20 protein-coding genes are annotated in these 24,179 nt (G+C 62.1%); 15 read left to right on the top strand and 5 right to left on the bottom strand.

Annotation, left to right across the window (positions count from 1 at the left end):
• Nucleotides 1-135: 135 nt before the first annotated feature.
• Nucleotides 136-2,406 carry an ATP-dependent Clp protease ATP-binding subunit ClpA gene (gene clpA / locus CAG34_RS13700; RefSeq protein ID WP_025339774.1) on the bottom strand — a complete coding sequence of 757 codons (2,271 nt, stop codon included), beginning with the start codon at nucleotides 2,404-2,406 and terminating at the stop codon, nucleotides 136-138.
• 30 nt (nucleotides 2,407-2,436) lie between these two features.
• A complete protein-coding gene (gene clpS, locus CAG34_RS13695; protein WP_013973290.1) occupies nucleotides 2,437-2,799 on the bottom strand; it encodes an ATP-dependent Clp protease adapter ClpS in 363 nt (120 codons plus the stop codon).
• Between the two features lie 230 nt (nucleotides 2,800-3,029).
• On the opposite strand from clpS, the gene cspD reads away from it, so the two are divergent.
• Nucleotides 3,030-3,284 (top strand): cold shock domain-containing protein CspD, encoded by a 255-nt coding sequence (cspD, locus tag CAG34_RS13690; protein ID WP_025339775.1) that lies wholly within the window; start codon nucleotides 3,030-3,032, stop codon nucleotides 3,282-3,284.
• Between the two features lie 73 nt (nucleotides 3,285-3,357).
• Here cspD and icd read toward each other — a convergent pair whose 3' ends face one another.
• Complete coding sequence (gene icd, locus CAG34_RS13685; protein ID WP_085590578.1) at nucleotides 3,358-4,614, bottom strand: NADP-dependent isocitrate dehydrogenase; 1,257 nt, start codon at nucleotides 4,612-4,614, stop codon at nucleotides 3,358-3,360.
• 427 nt (nucleotides 4,615-5,041) lie between these two features.
• Between icd and CAG34_RS13680 the strand changes: the two genes are divergently transcribed.
• The 13 genes from CAG34_RS13680 (at nucleotide 5,042) to CAG34_RS29465 (ending at nucleotide 20,730) form a co-directional block, all read left to right on the top strand.
• The gene (locus CAG34_RS13680; RefSeq protein ID WP_085590577.1) at nucleotides 5,042-7,267 is read left to right on the top strand and encodes an NADP-dependent isocitrate dehydrogenase; all 2,226 of its coding nucleotides are present in this window, start codon (nucleotides 5,042-5,044) and stop codon (nucleotides 7,265-7,267) included.
• Between the two features lie 202 nt (nucleotides 7,268-7,469).
• Nucleotides 7,470-7,910, top strand: coding sequence for an NUDIX hydrolase (locus tag CAG34_RS13675; RefSeq protein ID WP_025339778.1), 441 nt, complete (start codon nucleotides 7,470-7,472; stop codon nucleotides 7,908-7,910).
• Between the two features lie 59 nt (nucleotides 7,911-7,969).
• Complete coding sequence (gene mnmA / locus CAG34_RS13670; RefSeq protein ID WP_085590575.1) at nucleotides 7,970-9,094, top strand: tRNA 2-thiouridine(34) synthase MnmA; 1,125 nt, start codon at nucleotides 7,970-7,972, stop codon at nucleotides 9,092-9,094.
• Nucleotides 9,091-9,717: a high frequency lysogenization protein HflD gene (gene hflD, locus CAG34_RS13665; RefSeq protein ID WP_015270973.1), complete on the top strand. Its 627-nt coding sequence runs from the start codon at nucleotides 9,091-9,093 to the stop codon at nucleotides 9,715-9,717. The genes mnmA and hflD overlap by 4 nt, the downstream gene beginning before the upstream one ends.
• A gap of 235 nt (nucleotides 9,718-9,952) precedes the next feature.
• Complete coding sequence (gene purB / locus CAG34_RS13660) at nucleotides 9,953-11,323, top strand: adenylosuccinate lyase (RefSeq protein WP_013973297.1); 1,371 nt, start codon at nucleotides 9,953-9,955, stop codon at nucleotides 11,321-11,323.
• A gap of 81 nt (nucleotides 11,324-11,404) precedes the next feature.
• The gene (locus CAG34_RS13655; RefSeq protein WP_085590573.1) at nucleotides 11,405-12,571 is read left to right on the top strand and encodes a cupin domain-containing protein; all 1,167 of its coding nucleotides are present in this window, start codon (nucleotides 11,405-11,407) and stop codon (nucleotides 12,569-12,571) included.
• Complete coding sequence (locus CAG34_RS13650) at nucleotides 12,564-12,992, top strand: GNAT family N-acetyltransferase (RefSeq protein WP_003258855.1); 429 nt, start codon at nucleotides 12,564-12,566, stop codon at nucleotides 12,990-12,992. Before CAG34_RS13655 ends, CAG34_RS13650 begins: the two co-directional genes overlap by 8 nt.
• Before the next feature lie 223 nt (nucleotides 12,993-13,215).
• Complete coding sequence (locus CAG34_RS13640; protein ID WP_085590571.1) at nucleotides 13,216-15,171, top strand: DNA topoisomerase III; 1,956 nt, start codon at nucleotides 13,216-13,218, stop codon at nucleotides 15,169-15,171.
• A gap of 227 nt (nucleotides 15,172-15,398) precedes the next feature.
• Complete coding sequence (locus CAG34_RS13635; RefSeq protein WP_085590569.1) at nucleotides 15,399-16,688, top strand: FAD-binding oxidoreductase; 1,290 nt, start codon at nucleotides 15,399-15,401, stop codon at nucleotides 16,686-16,688.
• Between the two features lie 239 nt (nucleotides 16,689-16,927).
• Nucleotides 16,928-17,758: an alpha/beta fold hydrolase gene (locus CAG34_RS13625; protein ID WP_085590565.1), complete on the top strand. Its 831-nt coding sequence runs from the start codon at nucleotides 16,928-16,930 to the stop codon at nucleotides 17,756-17,758.
• Between the two features lie 216 nt (nucleotides 17,759-17,974).
• Nucleotides 17,975-18,889 carry an RHS repeat-associated core domain-containing protein gene (locus CAG34_RS13620; RefSeq protein ID WP_085590563.1) on the top strand — a complete coding sequence of 305 codons (915 nt, stop codon included), beginning with the start codon at nucleotides 17,975-17,977 and terminating at the stop codon, nucleotides 18,887-18,889.
• Nucleotides 18,890-19,041: 152 nt separating this feature from the next.
• Nucleotides 19,042-19,821, top strand: coding sequence for a TSUP family transporter (locus CAG34_RS13615; protein WP_085590561.1), 780 nt, complete (start codon nucleotides 19,042-19,044; stop codon nucleotides 19,819-19,821).
• A 141-nt stretch (nucleotides 19,822-19,962) separates the two neighbouring features.
• On the top strand, nucleotides 19,963-20,730 hold the full coding sequence (locus CAG34_RS29465; RefSeq protein ID WP_085590559.1) for an RHS repeat-associated core domain-containing protein: 768 nt from the start codon (nucleotides 19,963-19,965) through the stop codon (nucleotides 20,728-20,730).
• Here the strand turns inward: CAG34_RS29465 and nudC are convergent.
• Nucleotides 20,727-21,557, bottom strand: coding sequence for an NAD(+) diphosphatase (gene nudC, locus CAG34_RS13605; RefSeq protein ID WP_085590557.1), 831 nt, complete (start codon nucleotides 21,555-21,557; stop codon nucleotides 20,727-20,729). The two genes, CAG34_RS29465 and nudC, sit on opposite strands and share 4 nt — an antisense overlap.
• A gap of 36 nt (nucleotides 21,558-21,593) precedes the next feature.
• Nucleotides 21,594-22,406 carry a crotonase/enoyl-CoA hydratase family protein gene (locus CAG34_RS13600; protein WP_039613165.1) on the bottom strand — a complete coding sequence of 271 codons (813 nt, stop codon included), beginning with the start codon at nucleotides 22,404-22,406 and terminating at the stop codon, nucleotides 21,594-21,596.
• 150 nt (nucleotides 22,407-22,556) lie between these two features.
• On the opposite strand from CAG34_RS13600, the gene nhaB reads away from it, so the two are divergent.
• Nucleotides 22,557-24,059: a sodium/proton antiporter NhaB gene (gene nhaB / locus CAG34_RS13595; RefSeq protein ID WP_003258843.1), complete on the top strand. Its 1,503-nt coding sequence runs from the start codon at nucleotides 22,557-22,559 to the stop codon at nucleotides 24,057-24,059.
• The last annotated feature ends 120 nt before the right edge of the window (nucleotides 24,060-24,179 follow it).

The raw sequence follows: 24,179 nt of genomic DNA, 5'->3' as shown, positions 1-24,179 counted from the left end.
CACAGCTACAACGGATACGAGACCCCGGTAGCCATGGAGGAAAAACTGAGGGCAGCGGCATAAACCTTAACCGGTGTCCAAAATTACTTGACCAGATCAGTGTGCCCGCGAAGGGCCGCATAGCGGCCCCATCTGTCACGCAACCTCAGCCGTGGTCTCGAAGTCGAACACCAGTTCGCCATCGCGCAAGTCGACGTGCACCACGCCACCATGCTCGGCCAGTTCGCCAAACAGGATCTCTTCGGCCAGCGGCCGCTTGATCTTGTCCTGGATCAGCCGCGCCATCGGCCGCGCACCCATCTGCACATCGTAGCCCGAGGCCGCCAGCCAGCCGCGTGCATCATCGCTGACTTCCAGCAGCACACGCTTGTCTTCCAGCTGCGCCTGCAGTTCGATAAGGAACTTGTCGACGATGCTCTTGATCGTCTCGTGGCTCAGGCGGCCAAACTGGATGATGGTGTCCAGGCGGTTGCGGAACTCCGGCGTGAAGCTCTTGCGGATGACTTCCATGGCATCGGACGCATGGTCCTGATGAGTAAAGCCGATCGAGGCCCGCGCGGCGGTTTCTGCGCCAGCGTTGGTGGTCATGATCAGGATCACGTTGCGGAAGTCGGCCTTGCGCCCGTTGTTGTCGGTCAGGGTGCCGTGGTCCATCACCTGCAGCAGCAGGTTGAAGACTTCCGGGTGAGCCTTCTCGATTTCGTCGAGCAGCAATACGCAGTGCGGTTGCTTGGTGATCGCCTCGGTCAGCAAACCACCCTGGTCGAAGCCAACATAGCCAGGAGGCGCACCGATCAGGCGCGACACGGTGTGGCGCTCCATGTACTCGGACATGTCGAAGCGCACCAGCTCCACGCCCAGCGCCTTGGCCAGCTGCCGTGCTGCTTCGGTCTTGCCGACGCCGGTCGGGCCGGCGAACAGGAACGAACCGACAGGCTTGTCCGGCGACTTGAGGCCGGCGCGGGACAGCTTGATGGCGGTGGCCAGCGAATCGATCGCCTGGTCCTGACCAAATACGGTCAACTTCAGGTCACGCTCGAGGTTGCGCAGCAGTTCCTTGTCGGAACTGGTGACGTGCTTCGGCGGAATCCGCGCGATCTTGGCGACGATGTCTTCGACCTGCGGCACATCGATGCGCTTGACGCGGTTGGCCTCCGGCTGCAGGCGCTGGTAGGCACCGGCTTCGTCAATCACGTCGATGGCCTTGTCGGGCATGTGCCGGTCATTGATGTAGCGCGAGGCCAGTTCAGCGGCGGCGCGCAAGGCTTCGTCGCTGTACTCGATGTTGTGGTGGCTTTCGAAGCGGCCTTTCAGGCCACGCAGGATGCCCACGGTGTCTTCGACCGACGGCTCGCTGACATCGACCTTCTGGAAGCGCCGCGCCAGGGCACGGTCCTTCTCGAAGATGCCGCGGAATTCCTGGAAGGTGGTCGAACCGATGCAGCGGATCTCACCGGACGACAGCAGCGGCTTGAGCAGGTTGGACGCATCCATCACCCCGCCCGACGCCGCACCGGCACCAATGATGGTGTGGATTTCGTCGATGAACAGGATCGCCTGCGGGCGCTTGCGCAGCTCGCCGAGCAGCGCCTTGAAGCGCTTCTCGAAATCGCCACGGTATTTGGTACCCGCCAGCAGTGCGCCGAGGTCGAGGGAATACACCACGCTCTGCGCCAGCAAATCGGGCACCTGGCCATCGACGATACGCTTGGCCAGGCCTTCGGCGATGGCGGTCTTGCCCACGCCCGCCTCACCCACCAGCAGCGGGTTGTTCTTGCGCCGACGGGCAAGGATTTGCGCCACGCGCTCAACTTCCTGCTCGCGGCCTACCAGCGGGTCGATACGGCCGGCACGGGCCAGTTCGTTCAGGTTGCTGGCATAGGCATCCAGCGGGTTGCTAGAAGAGGCGGTATCGCCGCCCTCTTCATCCTGCATTTCCTGGTCGTTTTCGGAATGCGGACCATGGCCCGGCACCTTGGAGATGCCATGGGCGATGTAGTTGACCACGTCGATGCGGGCCACGCTCTGCTGCTTGAGCAGGAACACGGCCTGGCTTTCCTGTTCGCTGAAGATCGCCACCAGCACGTTGGCGCCAGTGACTTCACGCTTGCCGGAGCTTTGCACGTGGAACACGGCACGCTGCAGTACACGCTGGAAGCCCAGGGTCGGCTGGGTTTCGCGATCTTCATCGTTGACCGGGATCAGGGGTGTGGTGGAATCGATGAACTCTTGCAGGTCGTGCTTGAGTTTGTCGAGATTGGCGCCACAGGCGCGCAGAACGGTCGCGGCAGCCTCATTGTCAAGGAGTGCCAGCAGCAAATGTTCGACGGTCATGAACTCATGACGCTTCGAACGAGCCTCCTTGAAGGCAAGATTGAGGGTGACTTCGAGCTCGCGGTTTAACATAGCTTCACCTCATACCCAAGTGGTCGGCGATTAACCGTCCTTCTCGATTTCACAGAGTAGCGGATGCTGGCTTTCCCTGGCGTATTGGTTGACCTGCATAGCCTTTGTTTCGGCGATGTCACGGGTAAACAATCCGCACACTGCCCGCCCTTCGGTATGGACGGTCAGCATGATCTTGGTCGCCAGCTCGCGGTTCAGATTGAAGAACGTCTCGAGCACTTCGACGACGAAATCCATCGGCGTGTAGTCATCGTTGAACAAAACCACCTTGTACATCGGTGGCGCCTGCAGGATCGGCTTGGCTTCCTGAACTGCAAGACCCGAGCCGTCGTCCTCATTCGATTGCGGGCGATCCTGATTGAATGTTAGTCGAATCTCACTAGGTGCATGCATGGAAAGAATTTCATCATGAGCGACAGGTTAAGGTTGTGGGTTGACTGCGAAGGGCACGGCCAGCGCAGGCGCCGGGCGACCTTGACTATCGGCAAAACGGTGTTACAACCAATAAGAACCCACCGTGGTCGATAAAGATCCGCGCAGTCAACCAGATTTTTCGCATGGTTCGTATGCGGATGAAGTGGATGATACTCCAGTGATGGAGTCCTTTGCAGAGGGACATAGGGATGGCAAGCGGTAAAGTCAAGTGGTTCAACAATGCCAAGGGCTACGGATTCATCAATGAAGAGGGCAAGACTGACGACTTGTTCGCTCATTATTCAGCCATCCAGATGGACGGGTACAAGACGCTCAAGGCCGGCCAGGCCGTGAGCTTCGACATCGTCCAGGGCCCCAAAGGCCTGCACGCGGTGAATATCAGCAGCGCCACTGCCGCCGCGGCCGCCAGGGCTCCGCACACCAGCAGCACTGCCGACGCCTGAACTGCCGCGCCGCCTGCCGGTACACGAAAAAACCGGCCGCCTCCTGACTGGAAGCGGCCGGTTTTCCGTTGCCTTACATATGCTTGATCATTTCATCGCCAAAGCCTGAACTGCTCACCAGCCTGGCGCCGTCCATCAGGCGCTCGAAGTCATAGGTCACGGTCTTGGCGGCAATCGCGCCATTGGTACCCTTGATGATCAGGTCCGCCGCCTCGGTCCAGCCCATGTGCCGCAGCATCATCTCCGCCGACAGGATCACCGAACCCGGGTTGACCTTGTCCTGCCCGGCATACTTGGGCGCGGTGCCGTGGGTGGCCTCGAACATGGCCACGGTGTCGGACAGGTTGGCACCCGGCGCAATGCCGATACCGCCCACTTCCGCCGCCAAGGCATCGGACAGGTAGTCACCGTTGAGGTTGAGGGTGGCGATCACGTCGTACTCGGCCGGGCGCAGCAGGATCTGCTGCAGCATGGCGTCGGCGATGGCGTCCTTGACGATGACCTCGCGGCCGCTCTTGGGGTTCTTGAACTTCATCCATGGGCCACCATCGAGCAGCTCGGCCCCGAACTCGTCGCGCGCCACTTCATAGCCCCAGTCCTTGAAGGCACCCTCGGTGAACTTCATGATGTTGCCCTTGTGCACCAGGGTCAGCGACTCGCGGTCGTTGTCCACCACATACTGCAGGGCCTTGCGCACCAGGCGCTTGGTGCCCTCCTTCGACACCGGCTTGACGCCAATGCCGCAGTCATGGTCGAAGCGGATCTTGGTAACGCCCATTTCCTCCTTGAGGAACTTGATCACCTTGTTCGCCTCGGGCGAGCCGGCCTTCCACTCGATGCCGGCATAGATGTCCTCGGAGTTCTCGCGGAAGATCACCATGTCCACATCGCCGGGTTTTTTCACCGGGCTGGGCACGCCCTGGAACCACAGCACCGGGCGCAGGCACACGTACAGGTCCAGTTGCTGGCGCAAGGCCACGTTGAGCGAACGGATACCGCCGCCCACCGGGGTGGTCAGCGGCCCCTTGATCGACACCACGTAATCACGCACGGCATCGAGGGTTTCCTGGGGCAGCCAGGTGTCCTGGTCGTACACCTGGGTGGCTTTTTCGCCGGCGTAAACCTCCATCCAGGCGATCTTGCGTTTGCCGCCGTAGGCCTTCTGCACGGCGGCGTCGACCACTTTTATCATTACCGGCGAGACATCGACGCCAATCCCGTCGCCCTCGATATAAGGAATGATCGGGTTGTCAGGAACGTTGAGCGAATGGTCGGCATTGACGGTGATCTTCGCGCCGTCGGTCGGAACCTTGATTTTCTGGTATCCCATGCTTGCACTACTCCGCTGTCGGGTGTGATTGGACATCATGCGATCCACTGAGCCTAAACCACATCTGCCGACCTGCAAGGCATGCGACAACCCGCCACATTGCCGCTTAGTCTTTGGTCTTATAAATGGGCCGATATCACTTGGCCTTGCTGATTAGCCCGAATGGTTTGGTATACTCCGCCGCGACCGAAGGGTCATCGGGGCGATCCCTTGGAAAAATGCGGACCGCCCTTGGCCATGAATGGACACAAAGCCTGGCCACGAAGCCTGGACTGTTACCGCAGCCCAGCACTTGACGCTCGACTGATGCATCCACCATCACCGCTCGCAGCCTCTCGACTTTCCGCTCATGGCGTTGCCAGGGCGATGCGCCTACCCTGCGCACCACGAGACTCGAGCACGCTCAGCACACAGAGAGTTAACCCGCATGCCCACCCGTTCCAAGATCATCTATACCTTCACCGACGAAGCCCCCGCCCTCGCCACTTACTCGCTGCTGCCGATCATCGAAGCCTTCACCGCTTCGGCTGACATCGCCGTCGAAACCCGCGACATCTCCCTGGCTGGCCGTATCCTCGCCGCCTTCCCGGAGCAACTGGGCGCAGAGAAGCAAGTAGGCGATCACCTGGCGGAACTGGGCCAGCTGGCTACCACCCCTGAAGCCAACATCATCAAGCTGCCGAACATCAGTGCCTCGGTACCGCAGCTGAAAGCCGCGATCAAGGAACTGCAGGGCAAGGGCTTCAACATCCCTGACTACGCCGACGAGCCGGCCACCGCGGAAGAGAAAGAATCCCGCGCCCGCTACGACCGCATCAAAGGTTCCGCCGTGAACCCGGTCCTGCGCGAAGGCAACTCCGACCGCCGCGCGCCGCTGTCGGTCAAGAACTACGCCCGCAAGCACCCGCACAAGATGGGCGCCTGGGCTGCCGACTCCAAGTCGCACGTTGCCCACATGACCCAGGGCGACTTCTACGGCAGCGAGAAAGCCGCACTGATCGAAGCTGACGACAGCCTGCGCATCGAGCTGGTCGGCAAAGACGGCAACACCACCGTACTGAAAGAAAAGACTGCGGTAAAAGCTGCCGAAGTCATCGACTGTGCCACCATGAGCCGCAAGGCCCTGAAAGCCTTCATCGCCGAGCAGATCGCCGATGCCAAGGCTTCCGGCGTGCTGCTGTCGGTACACCTGAAAGCCACCATGATGAAGGTCTCCGACCCGATCATGTTCGGCGTCATCGTCGAAGAATTCTACAACGACGTGCTGGCCAAGCACGCCGCCGCCCTGGCTGAAGTAGGCTTCAACGCCAACAACGGCATCGGCGACCTGTACGCCCGCATCAAGGACCTGCCAGCCGAGAAGCAGGCCGAGATCGAAGCCGACATCCAGGCCCTGTACGCCCAGCGTCCGGCCCTGGCCATGGTTAACTCCGACAAAGGCATCACCAACCTGCACGTGCCGAGCGACGTCATCGTCGACGCCTCGATGCCGGCCATGATCCGTGACTCGGGCAAGATGTGGAACGCCGCCGGCGAACTGCAGGATGCCAAGGCGATCATCCCGGACCGCTGCTACGCCGGCATCTACCAGGCCACCATCGAAGACTGCAAGGCCAACGGCGCCTTCGACCCGACCACCATGGGCAGCGTACCGAACGTCGGCCTGATGGCACAGAAGGCCGAAGAATACGGCTCCCACGACAAGACCTTCCAGATCAAGGCCGACGGCGTCGTGCGCGTGGTCGACAGCAAAGGCCAGGTCGTTCTCGAGCAGAACGTCGAAGCCGGCGACATCTTCCGCATGTGCCAGGTCAAGGACGCGCCGATCCAGGACTGGGTCAAGCTGGCCGTCAACCGTGCCCGCCTGAGCAACACCCCTGCAGTGTTCTGGCTGGACCCGGCCCGCGCCCACGACGGCGTGATGATCGAGAAGGTGCAGAAGTACCTGAAGGATCACGACACCACCGGCCTGGACATCCGCATCCTGGCACCGGTCGACGCCATCAAGTTCTCCCTGGCCCGCATCCGCGAAGGCAAGGACACCATCTCGGTGACCGGCAACGTGCTGCGTGACTACCTGACCGACCTGTTCCCGATCATGGAACTAGGCACCAGCGCCAAGATGCTGTCGATCGTGCCGCTGATGAGCGGTGGCGGCCTGTTCGAAACCGGCGCCGGCGGTTCGGCACCGAAGCACGTACAGCAGCTGGTGGAAGAGAACTTCCTGCGTTGGGACTCGCTGGGTGAATTCCTGGCCCTGGCCGCTTCCCTGGAGCACCTGGGCAACACCTACGACAACCCGCGCGCCAAAGTGCTGGCCAACACCCTGGACCAGGCCACCGGCAAGTTCCTCGACACCAACAAGTCGCCTTCGCGCAAAGTCGGTGGTATCGACAACCGCGGCAGCCACTTCTACCTGACCCTGTACTGGGCTCAGGCCCTGGCTGCGCAGAACGACGACGCTGCCCTGCAGGCACGCTTCGCGCCACTGGCCAAGACCCTGACCGAGAACGAGGAGACCATCGTCGCCGAGCTCAACGCCGTCCAGGGCAAGCCGGCCGACATCGGTGGCTACTACGCCCCGGATGCCGAGCTGACCGCCAAGGTGATGCGCCCAAGCCAGACCCTGAACAGCGCCATTGCCGCCCTGTAAGGTTCGCTTGAAGTAACAGCACAAACCCCGGCCACGCACCGGGGTTTGTGCTTTCTGGGAAATGGGGTTGCTCTGCAACCCATCGCCGGCAAGCCAGCTCCCACAGGTATTGTGAATGCCTCAAGCTTGCACTGCACCTGTGGGAGCTGGCTTGCCGGCGATGGGCCGCAAAGCGGCCCCACCAATCTGAAGGGACATACAAATGACCTGGCAACCCCACATCACCGTCGCCACCATCGTCGAACACGAAGGCAAGTTCCTCTTCGTCGAAGAATTCAAAGCCAACCAGCATGTCTTCAACCAGCCCGCCGGCCACCTCGAACCCAACGAGACCCTGCCCCAGGCCGCCCTGCGCGAAACCCTCGAAGAAACCGCCTGGGAAGTCGAGCTCACCGGCGTGGTCGGCATCTACCTGTACACCGCCCCAAGCAACGGCGTGACCTACCAGCGCATCTGCTTCGCCGCCCGCCCCGTGCGCCATCACGCCGACCTGGCGCTGGACAGCGACATCGTCCGCGCCGTGTGGCTGACCCGCGACGAACTGCTGGCCGACCCCGCCCGCTGGCGCAGCGAGCTGGTGCCACGCTGCCTCGACGACTACCTGAAAGGCCCCTTGCACAGCCTCGACCTGCTGCGCGACTGACGCGCCGCCGCAGGTTTGATAGAATCGGCGTTTTTCCCCCTTGATACACACCGGTAACCATGACCAGCCCAGCACTCAAAGACCCCGCCAAGACCCGCGTCATCGTCGGCATGTCCGGCGGCGTGGACTCTTCCGTCTCCGCCCTTCTGCTCATGGAGCAGGGCTACCAGGTGGAAGGGCTGTTCATGAAGAACTGGGAAGAAGACGACGGCACCGAATACTGCACCGCCCGTGAAGACCTGGCCGACGCCCAGGCCGTGTGCGACCGCATCGGCATCAAGCTGCACACCGCCAACTTCGCCGCCGAATACTGGGACAACGTGTTCGAGCACTTCCTCGAAGAGTACAAGGCCGGCCGCACGCCCAACCCGGACATCCTCTGCAACCGCGAAATCAAGTTCAAGGCGTTCCTCGACTACGCCCTGTCGCTGGGTGCCGACCTGATCGCCACCGGCCACTACGTGCGCCGCCGCGACACCGGCGAGCTCACCGAACTGCTCAAGGGCCTGGACCCGAACAAGGACCAGAGCTACTTCCTGCACGCCGTCGGCGGCAAGGAAATCGCCCGCACCCTGTTCCCGGTTGGCGAGCTGGAAAAGCCCGAAGTACGCGCCATTGCCGAAAAGCACGGCCTGGCCACCGCCAAGAAGAAGGACTCCACCGGCATCTGCTTCATCGGCGAGCGCCGCTTCAGCGACTTCCTCAAGCAATACCTGCCGGCCCAGCCGGGCAACATCGAGACCACCGACGGTGAAGTGATCGGCCGCCACCACGGGCTGATGTACCACACCATCGGCCAGCGCCAGGGCCTGGGCATTGGCGGCCTGAAGGACGCCGGTGACGAGCCGTGGTACGTGCTGCACAAGGACCTGACCCACAACGTGCTGGTGGTCGGCCAGGGCAATGAACACCCGTGGCTGTTCTCCCGCGCCCTGCTCGCTTCGGAAATTTTCTGGGTCAACCCGGTCGACCTCGGCAGCCCGCGCCAGCTCACCGCCAAGGTGCGCTACCGCCAGAGCGACCAGCAGTGCACCCTGGAACTCACCGAAAGCGGTTACCGTGCGGTGTTCGACGAACCGCAACGTGCCGTTACCCCGGGCCAGTCGGTGGTGTTCTACGACGGCGAAGTGTGCCTGGGCGGCGGCGTGATCGAAGCCGCCGAGCCGTGGAGCCCGCGCGCATGAGCAACCTGCAGGAGCAGCTGATTGCGTTGGGCGGTGTGTTCCAGGCCGCCGTACTGGTCGACCGCATCGCCCGCACCGGCCAGGCCAGCGAGGCCAACATCGGCTGCATGCTGGGCAGCCTGCTGGTCCGCGACCCCAAGGACACCCTGGAGGTGTTCGGCGGTGACGACCTGAACCTGCGCGACGGCTATCGCGCGCTGGTCGGCGCGCTGGAGCGCGACCCCAGCAGCCTGCAGCGCGAGCCGCTGCGCTACGCCCTGTCGATGCTGGGCCTGGAGCGCCAGCTGAACAAGCGCGGCGACCTGCTCGACACCATCGGCAACCGTCTGCCGCAAATCCAGTCCCAGGCCGAACATTTCGGCCTGGTTCATGAAAACGTCATCGCTTCCAGTGGAGCCTTGTACCAGGACACCCTGAGCACCTTGCGCCAGCGCATCCAGGTACATGGCGACATGCGCTTCCTGCAGCAGGCCAGCAACGCCTCGAAAATCCGCGCCCTGCTGCTGGCCGGCATCCGCGCCGCACGCCTGTGGCGCCAGCTGGGCGGGCACCGCTGGCAGCTGGTATTCAGCCGGCGCAAGCTGTTGAACGAACTGTACGACATGATGCGCAGCCCCTCCTGACAGGGGCTGACAGTTCCGGCCTCATCGCCGGCAAGCCAGCTCCCACAGGATATGCACTGTGCTCAAGGCCGGTGCCGTACCTGTGGGAGCTGGCTTGCCGGTGATAGGGCCAGAACAGGCAATGCACAATGCACAGCTGATTTATGGCCCGACCTTTGGTCAGCCACCCGACCTGAGCGCATTTTTCATGTATGATATGCGCCCTTCCAAAAGCCTGACTGTCCGAGAACACCCCATGCAGCTTTCTTCGCTCACTGCGGTTTCCCCTGTAGACGGCCGTTATGCCGGCAAAACCCAGGCCTTGCGCCCCATTTTCAGCGAATTCGGCCTGATCCGTTTCCGCGCCCTGGTCGAAGTGCGCTGGCTGCAGCGCCTGGCCGCCCACCCGCAGATCGGCGAAGTGCCGGCGTTCTCCGCCGAAGCCAACGCCCTGCTGGACAGCCTGGCCACCGACTTCAAGCTCGAGCACGCCGAACGCGTCAAGGAAATCGAGCGCACCACCAACCACGACGTCAAGGCGATCGAATACCTCCTCAAGGAGCAGGCCGCCAAGCTCCCTGAGCTGGCCAAGGTCAGCGAGTTCATCCACTTCGCCTGCACCAGCGAGGACATCAACAACCTGTCCCACGCCCTGATGCTGCGCGCCGGCCGTGACGAAGTGCTGCTGCCGCTGATGCGCCAGATCGCCGACGCCATCCGCGCCCTGGCCCACGCCCACGCCGACGTGCCGATGCTGTCGCGCACCCACGGCCAGCCGGCTTCGCCGACCACCCTGGGCAAGGAACTGGCCAACGTCGTGTACCGCCTGGAGCGCCAGATCGCCCAGGTTGCCGCCGTACCGCTGCTGGGCAAGATCAACGGTGCCGTGGGCAACTACAACGCCCACCTGTCGGCCTACTCGCAGATCGACTGGGAGCAGAACGCCCGCGCCTTCATCGAAGACGAGCTGGGCCTGCAGTTCAACCCGTACACCACCCAGATCGAGCCGCACGACTACATCGCCGAGCTGTTCGACGCCATCGCCCGCTTCAACACCATCCTGATCGACTTCGATCGCGATGTGTGGGGCTACATCTCGCTGGGCTACTTCAAGCAGAAGACCGTTGCCGGCGAAATCGGCTCGTCGACCATGCCGCACAAGGTCAACCCGATCGACTTCGAAAACTCCGAAGGCAACCTGGGTATCGCCAACGCGCTGTTCCAGCACCTGGCCAGCAAGCTGCCGATCTCGCGCTGGCAGCGTGACCTGACTGACTCCACCGTGCTGCGCAACCTGGGCGTGGGCTTTGCCCACAGCGTCATCGCCTACGAAGCCAGCCTGAAAGGCATCGGCAAGCTGGAAGTCAACGAAGCCCGCATCGCCGCCGACCTGGACGCCTGCTGGGAAGTCCTGGCCGAGCCGATCCAGACCGTGATGCGCCGCTTCAACATCGAAAACCCCTACGAGAAGCTCAAAGAGCTGACCCGTGGCAAGGGCATCACCCCGGAAGCGCTGCTGACCTTCATCGACGGCCTGGATATGCCAGCCGAAGCCAAGGCCGAGCTCAAGCAGCTGACCCCTGCTACCTACATCGGCAACGCGGCAGCACAGGCCAAACGCATCTAAGCTGACCGTCGCGTTCAACGCCCGGCCTGGCCGGGCGTTTTTATTCCCGAACGAAAATTACATTTTTTCAATAGGTTGAACATGAATCCTGATACTCCACTGCAGCTGCTGGGCGGCATCTCGGCCCGCGAATTCATGCGCGACTACTGGCAGAAGAAGCCGCTGCTGGTGCGCCAGGCCTTCCCGGACTTCATCAGCCCGATCGACCCCGACGAGCTGGCCGGCCTGGCCCTGGAAGAGGAAGTAGAGTCGCGTATCGTGCTCGAGCACGGCGCGCACCCGTGGGAGCTGCGTCGCGGCCCGTTCACCGAAGATACCTTTGCCGAGCTGCCGGAAAAGGACTGGACCCTGCTGGTGCAAGCCGTGGACCAGTTCGTCCCGGAAGTGGCCGAACTGCTGGAAAACTTCCGCTTCCTGCCCAGCTGGCGCATCGATGACGTGATGATCAGCTTCGCCGCCCCCGGTGGCAGCGTCGGCCCGCACTTCGACAACTACGACGTGTTCCTGCTGCAGGGCCACGGCCAGCGCAACTGGAAAATCGGCCAGATGTGCAGCAGCGACAGCTCGCTGCTGGAGCACGCCGACCTGCGCATCCTCGCCGACTTCGAGCAGAGCGATGAGTGGACCCTGGAGCCGGGCGACATGCTTTACCTGCCACCACGCCTGGCCCACTACGGCGTGGCCGTGGACGACTGCCTGACCTACTCGGTAGGCTTCCGCGCGCCAAGCGCCGCCGAAGTGCTGACCCACTTCACCGATTTCCTCGGCCAGTTCCTGCCCGACGAAGAACGCTACAGCGACGCCGATGCCCAGCCGGCCAGCGACCCGCACCAGATCCAGCACGACGCCCTCGACCGCCTCAAGGCGCTGCTCGACAAGCACATGGGCGACAAAGACCTGCTGCTGACCTGGTTCGGCCAGTTCATGACCGAGCCACGCTACCCCGAGCAGATCGTCGGTGAAGAGCTGTCCGAGGAAGAGCTGATCGATGCCCTGGAACAAGGCGCCATCCTGATCCGCAACCCGAGCGCGCGCCTGGCCTGGTCGGAGTTCGAAGAAGACCTGCTGCTGTTCGCCAGCGGCCGCAGCTGCCCGCTGCCGGGCAAACTGCGCGAGCTGCTGAAGCTGGTTTGCGCGGCCGACGCCCTGCACATCGACAACCTGGGCGAATGGCTGCAGGATGAAGATGGCCTTATGCTGGTACAGCAGCTGGTCAAACAAGGAAGCCTGGGATTCGCCAATGAATAAGATTCGTGTGCGCCTCGCCGACTGGCACAAGGACAACGCCGACATCCGCCGCATCCGCGAAGCGGTGTTCATTGCCGAACAGCACGTGCCGCCGGAGCTGGAGTGGGACTCGGACGACCCGACCGCCGCGCACTTCCTGGCCCTGGAAGGCGACTACCCGATCGGCACCGCGCGCCTGCTGCCTGACGGCACCATTGGCCGGGTCTCGGTGCTGAAGGACTGGCGCGGGCTGAAGGTGGGTGACGCGCTGATGAACGCGGTGATTGTCGAAGCACAGAACCGCGACCTGAAGCAGCAGATGCTCAGCGCCCAGGTGCACGCCACGCCGTTCTACGAGCGGCTGGGCTTTCGCGTAGTCAGCGAAGAGTTCCTCGAAGCCGGCATCCCGCACGTGGACATGGTGCGCGACTCGCGCGCCTGATCCCTGTACCGGCCTCTTCGCGGGCTTGCCCGCTCCCACAAGGACCCCACAGATATTGAATGCTGTGCAGTACCTGTGGGAGCGGGCAAGCCCGCGAAGAGGCCGGCACAGCAAAATACATCTTCCCTGACAAAAACCTGTACATCCATCCAGATAAAACTTGCCTCCGCGCCCTCGCTTGCGCATCCTATCGCCCATCACCCCCGATGAAGCGTCCCCGGCCATGCGCCTGTTCCTCTGCGAAAAACCCTCCCAGGCAAAAGACATCGCCAAAGTGCTCGGCGCCAACCGCAAGGGCGATGGCTGCTGGCAAGGTACCGACGCCTGCGTGACCTGGTGCATCGGCCACCTGCTGGAAACCGCCCCGCCCGACAGCTACGACGAACGCTACAAGCGCTGGAACCTGGCTGACCTGCCGATCATCCCGGAAAAGTGGAAGATGCTGGTCAAGCCCAAGACCGCCAGCCAGTTCAAGGCAGTCAAGCGCCTGCTCGGCGAAGCGCGCGAACTGGTGATCGCCACCGACGCCGACCGCGAAGGCGAAATGATCGCCCGCGAACTGGTCGAGCATTGCCGCTACCGCGGCCCGGTGCAGCGCCTGTGGTTGTCGGCACTGGACGACGCGTCCATTCGCAAGGCCCTGGCGCGGCTGCTGCCAGGCCACGAAACCTTCAACCTGTACCACTCGGCGCTGGGCCGTTCGCGCGCAGACTGGCTGATCGGCATGAACATGAGCCGGCTGTTCACCCTGCTGGGCCGCCAGTCGGGCTATCAGGGCGTGCTGCCGGTGGGCCGGGTGCAAACGCCCACCTTGCGCCTGGTGGTCGACCGCGACCGCAGCATCGCCGACTTCGTGCCGGTACCGTTCTGGGCCATCGACGTGCAGCTCGAACACGCAGGCTTTGGCTTCAACGCCCAATGGCGCGCCCCCGAGGACGCCTGCGACGACCAGGGCCGCTGCCTGAACCAGGCCCTGGCGCAGCAGGCTGCCGCCGACATCGGCAATGTGGGTACTGCCCGGGCCGTGAAGGTGACCACCGAGCGCGTGCGTGAAGCGGCACCCCTGCCCTTCGACCTTGGCACCCTGCAGGAGCTGTGCTCGAAAAAGTTCGGCCTCGGCGCCCAGGAAACCCTCGACATCGCCCAGGCCCTGTACGAAACCCACAAGCTGATCACCTACCCGCGCAGCGACTGCGGCTACCTGCCGCAAAGCCAGCACGCCGAAGCGCCAGCCATCCTCGCCGCCCTGCAACGGGCCGATGCCAGCCTGGCGCCGCTGCAGCCCTACCTGGAGCCGCAACGCCGCTCACGGGCGTGGAACGACGCCAAGGTCAGCGCCCACCACGGCATCATCCCCACTGCCGCCGCCAGCGACCCGTCGCGCCTGCCGGCCAAGCACAAGGCGGTGTACACCCTGATCCGCGCCCGCTACCTGGCGCAGTTCCTGCCCAACCACGAGTACGACCGTACCCAGGCCGACTTCGACTGCGCCGGCCATGCCCTGCGTGCCGTAGGCAAGCAGATCGTCGAACCAGGCTGGCGCCGTGCGCTGCCCGAGGCGCTGACCCCGGCCAAGGGCCGCGAGGCAGCACCGGCCCAGGTGCTGCCGGCGCTGCGCGAAGGCCAGGACTGCACGGTGCAGGGCCTGCAACTGAAAGACCTGTGGACCCAGCCGCCCAAGCCGTTTACCGAAGGCGACCTGATCAAGGCAATGAAGAACGTGGCCAAGCTGGTGGACGACCCGCGGTTGAAGCAGAAGCTCAAGGAAACCACCGGTATCGGCACCGAAGCCACCCGCGCCAGCATCATCCAGGGCCTGCTTGACCGCGGCTACCTGGTGAAGAACGGCAAGGCGCTGTCCGCCACCCCTGCGGCCTTCAGCCTGATCGACGCCGTGCCACGCGCCATTGCCGACCCAGGCACCACGGCTATCTGGGAGCAGGCGCTGGACATGGTGCAGAGTGGCGAGATGACGCTGGAGGAGTTCGTCGCCCGGCAGTCGGCATGGATGGGCAAGCTGGTCGAACGGTGCAGCGGCATGCGCATGACCATCAGCGGGCCGGCAGCCGGGGCTGCGCCGCCGTGGAAGAAAAAGCGTAGAGGGAGTGGGAAGAGTAAAGCGGCGGGAAGCAAGGCTGCCAGCAAGCCGCGGCAGCCCAAGAGAAAAGCTTCAACCTGAGGCTTTTGCACTGTCATTACGGCCCTATCGCCGGCAAGCCAGCTCCCACAGGTACCACACAGCTTTCAAAACCTGCGCAGGACTTGTGGGAGCTGGCTTGCCGGCGATAGGCCAGGAATACAGAGAATTCAGAAAAACCACAAAACCTGACCAACATACTGGCGCCATGAATTTTTAATGCTAAATTTTCATGAAAATAATCAAAACAAATTTCATGAGACCCCTGCATGTTCAAACAATCCGCCCAGCACGTCGCCAGCTACTACGCCCAGACCTACCCCGCCAGCATTCCCCTGCACCCTACCCTGCAAGGCAGCCACGACACCGAAGTCCTGATCATTGGCGCCGGCTTCAGCGGCCTGCACACCGCCTTGCGCCTGACCCAGGCCGGCAAGCGTGTAACGCTGCTGGAAGCCAGCCGTGTGGCCTGGGCCGCGTCCGGCCGCAACGGCGGCCAGGCTCTGCTCGGCTGGTCGTGCGACATGCCGCCGCTGGAAAAGGCCCTGGGCGTCGAACGTACCCGACGCCTGTGGGCCAGCATGTGCTGGGCCGCCGATGAAATGCGCGAACTGCCCGAGCGCCATGGCTTCGACATCGACTACCGGCTGGGCAGCCTGTGGACCGCCGTGCTGCCGCGCCGGGTGAAGATGCTGGAAGAAGCCCTGCATGAGGCCGAACAAAAATGGGGCTACGACGCCCTGCGCCTGATCGGCCGCGACGAGCTGCCGCAATGGATCGACAGCCCGCGCTACCAGGCCGCGCTATACGACGCCAAAGGCGCCCACCTCAACCCGCTGAAGCTGGCTCAGGGCCTGGCCAGCACCATCGAGGCGGCTGGCGGGCGGATCTACGAACAGAGCCAGGTGCTCGACTACCAGAAAGCCGGCGACGGCTATGTGGCCCGTACCGACCGCGGCGAAGTACGCTGCCAGGTGCTGGTGCTGGCCTGCAACGCCTACATCGATCGCCTCGACCGCAACCTGTCGCGCCGCCTGTTGCCGGTTGGCTCCTATCAGGTAGCCACCGCACCGCTGAATGCCGACTTCGCCCAATCGCTACTGCCGCGCAACAGTTGCGTGATCGACAACCAGTTCGTGCCCGACTATTTCCGCCTCACCCCGGACCATCGCCTACTGTTCGGCGGCGGCTGCACCTACCTGGGCGGTATTCCCAAAAATGTCGCCAGCGCTACCCGCCCCTACCTGGAGCGGGTATTCCCGCAGCTGGCCGGGGTGGCCATCGACTATGCCTGGGGCGGCCATATCGACTGCAGCATCCAGCGCACCCCGGATGTCGGTCGCGAGGGCCAGCGCTACTGGCTGCAGGGGTTCTCGGGCCATGGCGTGCTACCAACACTGGCGGCGGCGCGGGCGGTCAGCGATGCCATTCTTGGCGACGACGACCTGCTGACGCTGTACCAAGGCATCGACAACGGCCGCTTCCCCGGCGGCGATCTGCTGGCGGCACCGCTGGAAGCTGCAGCCAAGGCCTGGTACCGGATGCGCGACCGCGTCTGATCGGTTGACACAGCCCGTTGTAGGAGCGGCCTTGTGTCGCGAAAGGGCTGCAAAGCAGCCCCAGGGTTTCAGCACAGATGCGCACATTGCCGGGGCTGCTTTGCAGCCCTTTCGCGACACAAGGCCGCTCCTACATGGGACCGAGCAGGGCCGGGAGTGCCCCACAAATTCCAGTACCAGGCAAAATACCTCCTATTCTCAATAGCTCCCTTCGCTTCCTGCACACAGGAGACCCGACCATGAGCTATGTAACCACGAAGGACGGCGTACAGATCTTCTACAAGGACTGGGGCCCGCGTGACGCACCGGTCATCCACTTCCACCACGGCTGGCCGCTCAGCGCCGACGATTGGGATGCCCAGCTGTTGTTCTTCCTCGCCCATGGTTACCGCGTGGTCGCCCACGACCGCCGCGGCCATGGCCGCTCCAGCCAGGTATGGGACGGCCACGACATGGACCACTACGCCGACGATGTGGCAGCGGTCGTCGCTCACCTGGGCATCCAGGGCGCCGTGCATGTCGGCCACTCGACCGGTGGCGGTGAAGTGGTGCGCTACATGGCCCGGCACCCTGAAGACAAGGTGGCCAAGGCCGTGCTGATCGCCGCCGTACCGCCACTGATGGTGCAGACGCCCGCTAATCCTGGTGGCCTGCCCAAATCGGTGTTCGACGGCTTCCAGGCCCAGGTTGCCAGCAACCGTGCGCAGTTCTACCGGGATGTGCCGGCCGGGCCGTTCTACGGCTACAACCGCCCTGGCGTCGAAGCCAGCGAAGGCATCATCGGCAACTGGTGGCGCCAGGGCATGATTGGCAGTGCCAAGGCTCATTACGATGGCATCGTGGCGTTTTCCCAGACCGACTTCACCGAAGACCTGAAGGGCATCCAGCAACCGGTGCTGGTGATGCACGGCGATGATGATCAGATCGTGCCGTATGAGAACTCCGGGGTGCTGTCGGCGAAGCTGCTGCCCAATGGCACGCTGAAGACTTACAAGGGCTACCCGCATGGCATGCCGACCACCCATGCCGATGTGATCAATGCGGATTTGCTGGCGTTTATCCGTAGCTGATGTGATCAGCTTGTCCCAGCCCTTTCGCGGGCGCGCCCGCTCCCACACAGGTCCGGAGTACTGTGATGTGCCTGTGGTAGCCGACGTGCCCGTGAAATGGGCGCCACCGCCAAAAACCTGTCCAATCAATATAAGCAACTGGTAGTTTTACCAGTTGTGCGCCTGTCCGTTTTGCCCGACGTTAGTCTTTAAACATTCCAAGCTCGTAGACTGATCATGCCAAATAACCGGAAATATCTATTCTACAAGAACGGCCAACTGTCAGCAGAAATTGGTGCTGGACAAAATATAACGTTACTCTTAGCCTCTGACACACCACTGGCGGAGCGCTCTGTAGGGACAACGCTACTGGCCACAAACGCACAAAACTCCATCATTGAGCGCTCAAATTGTAACGACCGTAAAAAACTTATTTATTCCGTTTACGGATACAGCCATACGCACTTTATTATGGGATTCACTGGACAACGCCACGACCAGCTAACAAACTGCTACCTGCTTGGCAACGGTTATCGTACGTTCAGCCCGCAGTTAATGCGATTCTTTTCAGCCGACAGCTTTAGCCCACACGGCCCCGGAGGAATCAATAGTTACGTTTATTGTTCCGGCGACCCGACCAATCATGTCGACCCATCCGGCCACATACTTCAAAAAATCTGGAAAAAGATTTTAAAATTCAAGGGGCACACAAAGGTAGTTGATCATAAAAAGGGGCATGCATTAATGGAGGTAGCCCGGGAAAAGGAGATCAATAGAGATGAAAAAGCATTCCGCAAAAGCCTCAAAAATCCAGCACTTCTAGTGGACCATGCCAGAATAGCCACCAATGTAGTTCACGAGCTACACGAATTTCCCGATTGGCATTCTCACCATCTTGGAGGAAAACACCTTAAAGCAGCGGTTCGACTTGTTGAGGCCAAAGCCGACCTCAAGCTAACTAAAATCGACCCTACTGGACTCATGAATGACAATGACTTTCTAGAATATCGCACTGATGTATTCAATGCAGAAGTAAACAATTTAGTTTCAAGTCTTCGAGCAACTTTCCCGGAGGGTACCCTTGCCACCTCCAGAAGATCAAGTACCACGTCAGTCCGGAGTACAGCTACATCGTATTCCTTCATTGAGTAACTCGGCCCTAGTGCTTTATTGTCCGTGTCTGACCCTATCCCTCGTACGCCGAGGATAGGGTCAGTACTGGCCACATGCTCTCTCTAGGATTACCATGCCTTATCCCTAGAGCGGCTCTTCACCGCCCCCGCCTTCTTGCCTACCAAAACCCCATGCCCTTCGAACTCACCGTAGAACCCCTCACCCTGCTGATCCTGGCCCTGGTCGCCTTCGTCGCCGGCTTCATCGATGCCATCGCCGGCGGTGGCGGCCTGCTCACCACCCCGGCGCTACTCACCGCCGGCATGCCGCCGCACCTGGTACTGGGCACCAACAAGCTCAGCTCTACCTTCGGGTCGGCCACCGCCGGCTTCACCTACTACAGGCGCAAGCTGTTCCACCCGGCGCAATGGCGCCCGGCATTGTTCGCCACCTTGGTCGGTGCTTTGCTTGGTGCAGTGATTGCCCACTACATGCCGGCCGAATGGCTGAACAAGATGCTGCCTGTGGTCGTCTTCGCCTGTGGCGTCTATCTGCTGTTCGGTGGCACGCCCAAGGCGCCGCTGGATGCCGATGCACCGATCAGGAAAAAGTGGCAAGTGCCGCAAGGCTTCACCCTGGGCTTCTATGACGGCGTGGCCGGCCCGGGTACCGGGGCGTTCTGGACGGTCAGCACCCTGCTGCTCTACCCCATCGATCTGGTCCGTGCCAGCGGCGTGGCGCGCAGCATGAACTTCGTCAGCAACATCGCAGCGCTGACGGTATTCATCATTTCCGGGCAGGTGGACTACATCGTCGGCCTGTGCATGGGCCTGTCGGTGATGGTCGGCGCGTTCTTCGGCGCACGCACGGCGATCAGTGGCGGCAGCAAGTTCATCCGCCCGGTGTTCATCACCGTGGTGCTGGCGCTGACCGTGCGGCTGGCGTGGCAGCACTGGTTCAGCTTGGCATAAGGCTCTCAGGAGGGCTCTGTAGGCTTCAGATCACAGGCCTGCCGTCCAACGAACACTTCGCTACTCACATTTCTGCCAGTTGCAAGATTGAGCTTACCTGGTTGAGGGTATTAAAAGTCCTCTCAACCAGGTAAGAAAAATATGCCCAAGTCGTATAGCCGACAAGCCTACACCTGTTATGGCTTTGTCGCTCAACAAGAATCACGGCTAGCCATACTCGGTTTCAATGGCCAACAGCGAGGCCGTTTGACGGACTGCTATTACTTGGGTAATGGCTATCGCGCTTATAACCCGAAACTCATGCGATTCAACTCAACAGACAACCTGAGCCCTTTCCTCCACGGCGGGATCAACGCATATGCTTATTGTGGCGGAGACCCCATAAACAACATTGATCCTTCCGGACATTGGTTCTGGTCTCGCTCCGAGCCTAAATATGCGTTATCGATGATCAAAAAAACTGACACCCATATGCTTACCCAGCAATATAGCGGATGGTATCACCATCCAGCCGCAGACGGCTGGGATGCTGAAATGGCAATCAAATTACCGAAAAGGGTAGAAAAAAAAATATATTACGCCACACAGCTTCAGCTGGCAAAAAATGGTGTGTCTAACGCTCCGATACAGCACATACAGAGCAGGCTGGATAGCGTCAGTGCCAAAATAGCTGAAACTCGTACAAGACTGGAAAAGCTCAAACGTGAGCTTCCTTTACATGCATTAACAGTCATGAATAGCATGCTGGCACCTCCGCCGCCTCCACCGCCCTATCCGGTGATCAATAATCACTCCGTGGTTCTCGACGACATAGATGCTACGATTGCAAACTACCAGATTCGCTTGCAATTAACACAACATGTCGCACCACCTGTATACCGCAAGACCAATAGTGACCCAAATTACTAGCGTGGCAGCACTGGTTCTGGCAGGCCTAAGCGGCGCGCAACGTACAGATCGATCAAGTACCGGGCAATCGACCGCCCGGCCGGCAGCGGCGGCAGGTCGTGGACGCTGAACCACTTGGCATCCTCGATCTCGTCCGGCTGCATGACGATATCGCCGCCGGCATACTCGGCATGGAAGCCCAGCATCATCGAATGCGGGAACGGCCAGCACTGGCTGCCGACGTACTGGATGTTCCTTACTTCCACCGCCACCTCTTCACGCACTTCGCGCACCAGGCAGTCCTCGGCCGACTCGCCCGGCTCGGCAAAGCCTGCCAAGGTGCTGTACACCCCGGTGACGAAGCGTGGCGAACGCGCCAGCAGGATTTCGTCGCCACGGGTCACCAGCACGATCATGCTTGGCGAAATGCGCGGGTAGCTGCGCAGGTCGCAAGGCTGGCAGTACATTGCCCGCTCCCAGCGGATCTGCGTCATTGCCTGGCCGCAACTGCCACAGAAACGGTGCTCGCGGGCCCAGGTGCCGATCTGCGCGGCATAGCCCAGTACTTTGTAGGTGTCGAAGTCACCCTCGAGCATGAACGCGCGCAGGCCGCGCCAGGCGCAGCCAGGCACGTCGGTGGCGCTGCGCAGCTCCAGCAGGAACACCGGCTGGCCGTCGAAGTGGCCGATGCCGTGCTCGCACAGCACGTCGAGGTCCTGGCGCTTGAGCCAGTCGCGAGGGAACAGCGCGCCGTTGTCGTCCACCAGGAACCCTTCCGGGCTGCGGGCTACGGCCAGCCCCCCGGTGATCTGCGGGTCGAGTACTGCGGTAGTCCAGCGTGCTGACATGTCGGGGGTTCCCTTACTGCGCGTCCCCCGGCCTGATCAGTCGGCGAACGTCGGTTTCTGTTTGCTCATGTGCGCTGCCACCGCCACGCGCAGGTCTTCGGACTGCAGCATCGCGGCGTTCCAGGTGGCGATGTACTCCAGGCCATCGTCGATGCGATGGTCACGCATGTAGCTGAGCATTTCCTTGGTGCCGGCCACGGCGATCGGCGATTTTGCGGCAATCTCGCCGGCGATGGCAAAGACCCCGTCCATCAGCGCGGCCTGATCATCATAGACCCGGTTGACCAGGCCGATGCGCAGCGCCTCTTCGGCCTCGACATTGCGCCCGGTGAAAGCCAGCTCACGCATCATGCCGTCACCGATGATACGAGGCAAACGTTGCAGTGTGCCGACATCGGCGGCCATGCCCATGTCGATTTCCTTGATCGAGAACTGCGCGTCGCTGCTGCAGTAGCGCATATCGCAGGCCGAGATCAGATCGATGGCGCCGCCAATGCAGTAACCCTGCACCGCGGCCAGCACCGGCTTGCGGCATTTGTCCACGGCATTGAACGACGCCTGCAGGCGCAGGATGGTGCTGCGCAGGAAGCGTGCGTTACGGCCGACGTCCTTGCCCATCTGCCCGGCCAGCGAAGCCAGCATCATCAGGTCGATACCAGCGGAAAAATGCTTGCCGGCTCCGCTGATCACCACCGCCCGCACCGCGTCGGTGTCGTCGACCCACCGGAAGATGTCGATGATCTCCTCCCAGAAGGCCGCGTTCATCGCATTGCGCTTGTCCGGGCGGTTGATCTGAACGTGGGCGATGCTGTTGGTCAGTTCGACCTTGAATGCGCTGTACTCGGTCACGGGCGGCACTCCTGCGGGTGAAGGGTTCATGGCACGGATGGTAACCCACCCCGATGACCGCACTTGTGCCAAAAACGGGACTGTACGCCTTGCCTAAGACGCGCTGATCCGGCACCGTGCGCAATCGCCGAATCATAAGGATACAAATTCATGTCGCGCTCCCTGACCGGCGCCCTCGCCCACAGCTTTCTGGGCCAGTCGCCGCTTTGGTACAAGGCAGTCATCTGCCTGTTCCTGGTGCTCAACCCGCTGCTGCTGGTGACCGTCGGCCCGGTCGCTGCCGGCTGGGCATTGGTGCTCGAATTCATCTTCACCCTGGGCATGGCCCTGAAGTGCTACCCGCTGATGCCTGGCGGCCTGCTGCTGGTCGAAGCCCTGCTGTTGCAGATGACCACCCCGCAAGCCCTGTACGAAGAGCTGCAGCACAACTTCCCGGTGATCCTGCTGCTGATGTTCATGGTCGCGGGCATCCACTTCATGAAGGAACTGCTGCTGTTCCTGTTTTCGCGCATCCTGCTGGGGGTGCGTTCGAAGGCGATCCTGGCGTTGCTGTTCTGCGTGCTGTCGGCATTCCTCTCGGCGTTTCTCGATGCGCTGACCGTGACCGCCGTGATCATCAGCGCCGCGGTCGGTTTCTATGCGGTGTACCACCGCGTCGCCTCCGGGGCCAACCCGCGCGAAGACAGTGCGCTGGACAGCGACCAGCAGGTCGCACAGTTGCACCGTGAAGACCTCGACCAGTTCCGCGCCTTCCTGCGCAGCCTGCTGATGCATGGCGCGGTGGGTACCGCCCTGGGCGGCGTGTGCACGCTGGTGGGCGAGCCGCAGAACCTGCTGATCGGCCATGAGATGGGCTGGCACTTCGCCGATTTCTTCCTGAAGGTGGCACCGGTGTCACTGCCGGTGCTGGGCGCCGGCTTGCTGACCTGCGTGCTGCTGGAGAAGTTGCGCCTGTTCGGCTACGGCACGTTGATGCCCGAGCCGGTGCGTCAGGTACTGGCCGCCTACGCAGCCGAGGACGATGCTGCACGCACCACTGCCCAACGCATCGCGCTGTGGGTGCAAGGGTTCGCCGCACTGATCCTGATCGTCTGCCTGGGGCTGCACGTTGCCGAGGTCGGCCTGATCGGCCTGATGGTGATCGTGCTGATCACGGCATTCACCGGCATTACCGACGAACACCGCCTGGGCCGTGCCTTCCAGGACGCCATGCCGTTCACCGCATTGCTGGTGGTGTTCTTCGCCGTGGTGGCGGTGATTCACCAGCAGCAACTGTTCAGCCCGTTGATTGCCTGGGTGCTGGCGCTGCCGGCCGAGCAGCAACCGGGCATGCTGTACCTGGCCAACGGCCTGCTGTCGGCGATCAGCGACAACGTGTTCGTTGCCACCATCTACATCACCGAGGTGAAGCAGGCGTTCCTCAATGGCAGCATGAGCCGCGAGCATTTCGAGACGCTGGCGGTGGCGATCAACACCGGCACCAACCTGCCGAGCGTGGCGACGCCGAATGGGCAGGCGGCCTTCCTGTTCCTGCTGACTTCGGCGATTGCGCCGCTGATACGGCTGTCGTATGGGCGAATGGTGTGGATGGCCTTGCCCTATACCGTAGTGATGGGTGGGCTGGGGTGGTGGGCGGTGACCTACTGGCTGTGATGTAGCTTGTACCGGCCCTATCGCCGGCAAGCCAGCTCCCACAGGTTTTACGCTGCACCCAAGGACTGTGGTGTACCTGTGGGAGCTGGCTTGCCGGCGATAGGGCCAGTGCAGACACAG

The sequence above is a fragment of the Pseudomonas sp. B14(2017) genome, from assembly GCF_002113255.1.
GTDB classification, from domain to species: Bacteria; Pseudomonadota; Gammaproteobacteria; order Pseudomonadales; family Pseudomonadaceae; genus Aquipseudomonas; species Aquipseudomonas putida_Z.
The sequence above is the reverse complement of the archived record's forward strand: the minus strand, read 5'-3'. Positions and strand labels throughout refer to the sequence as shown.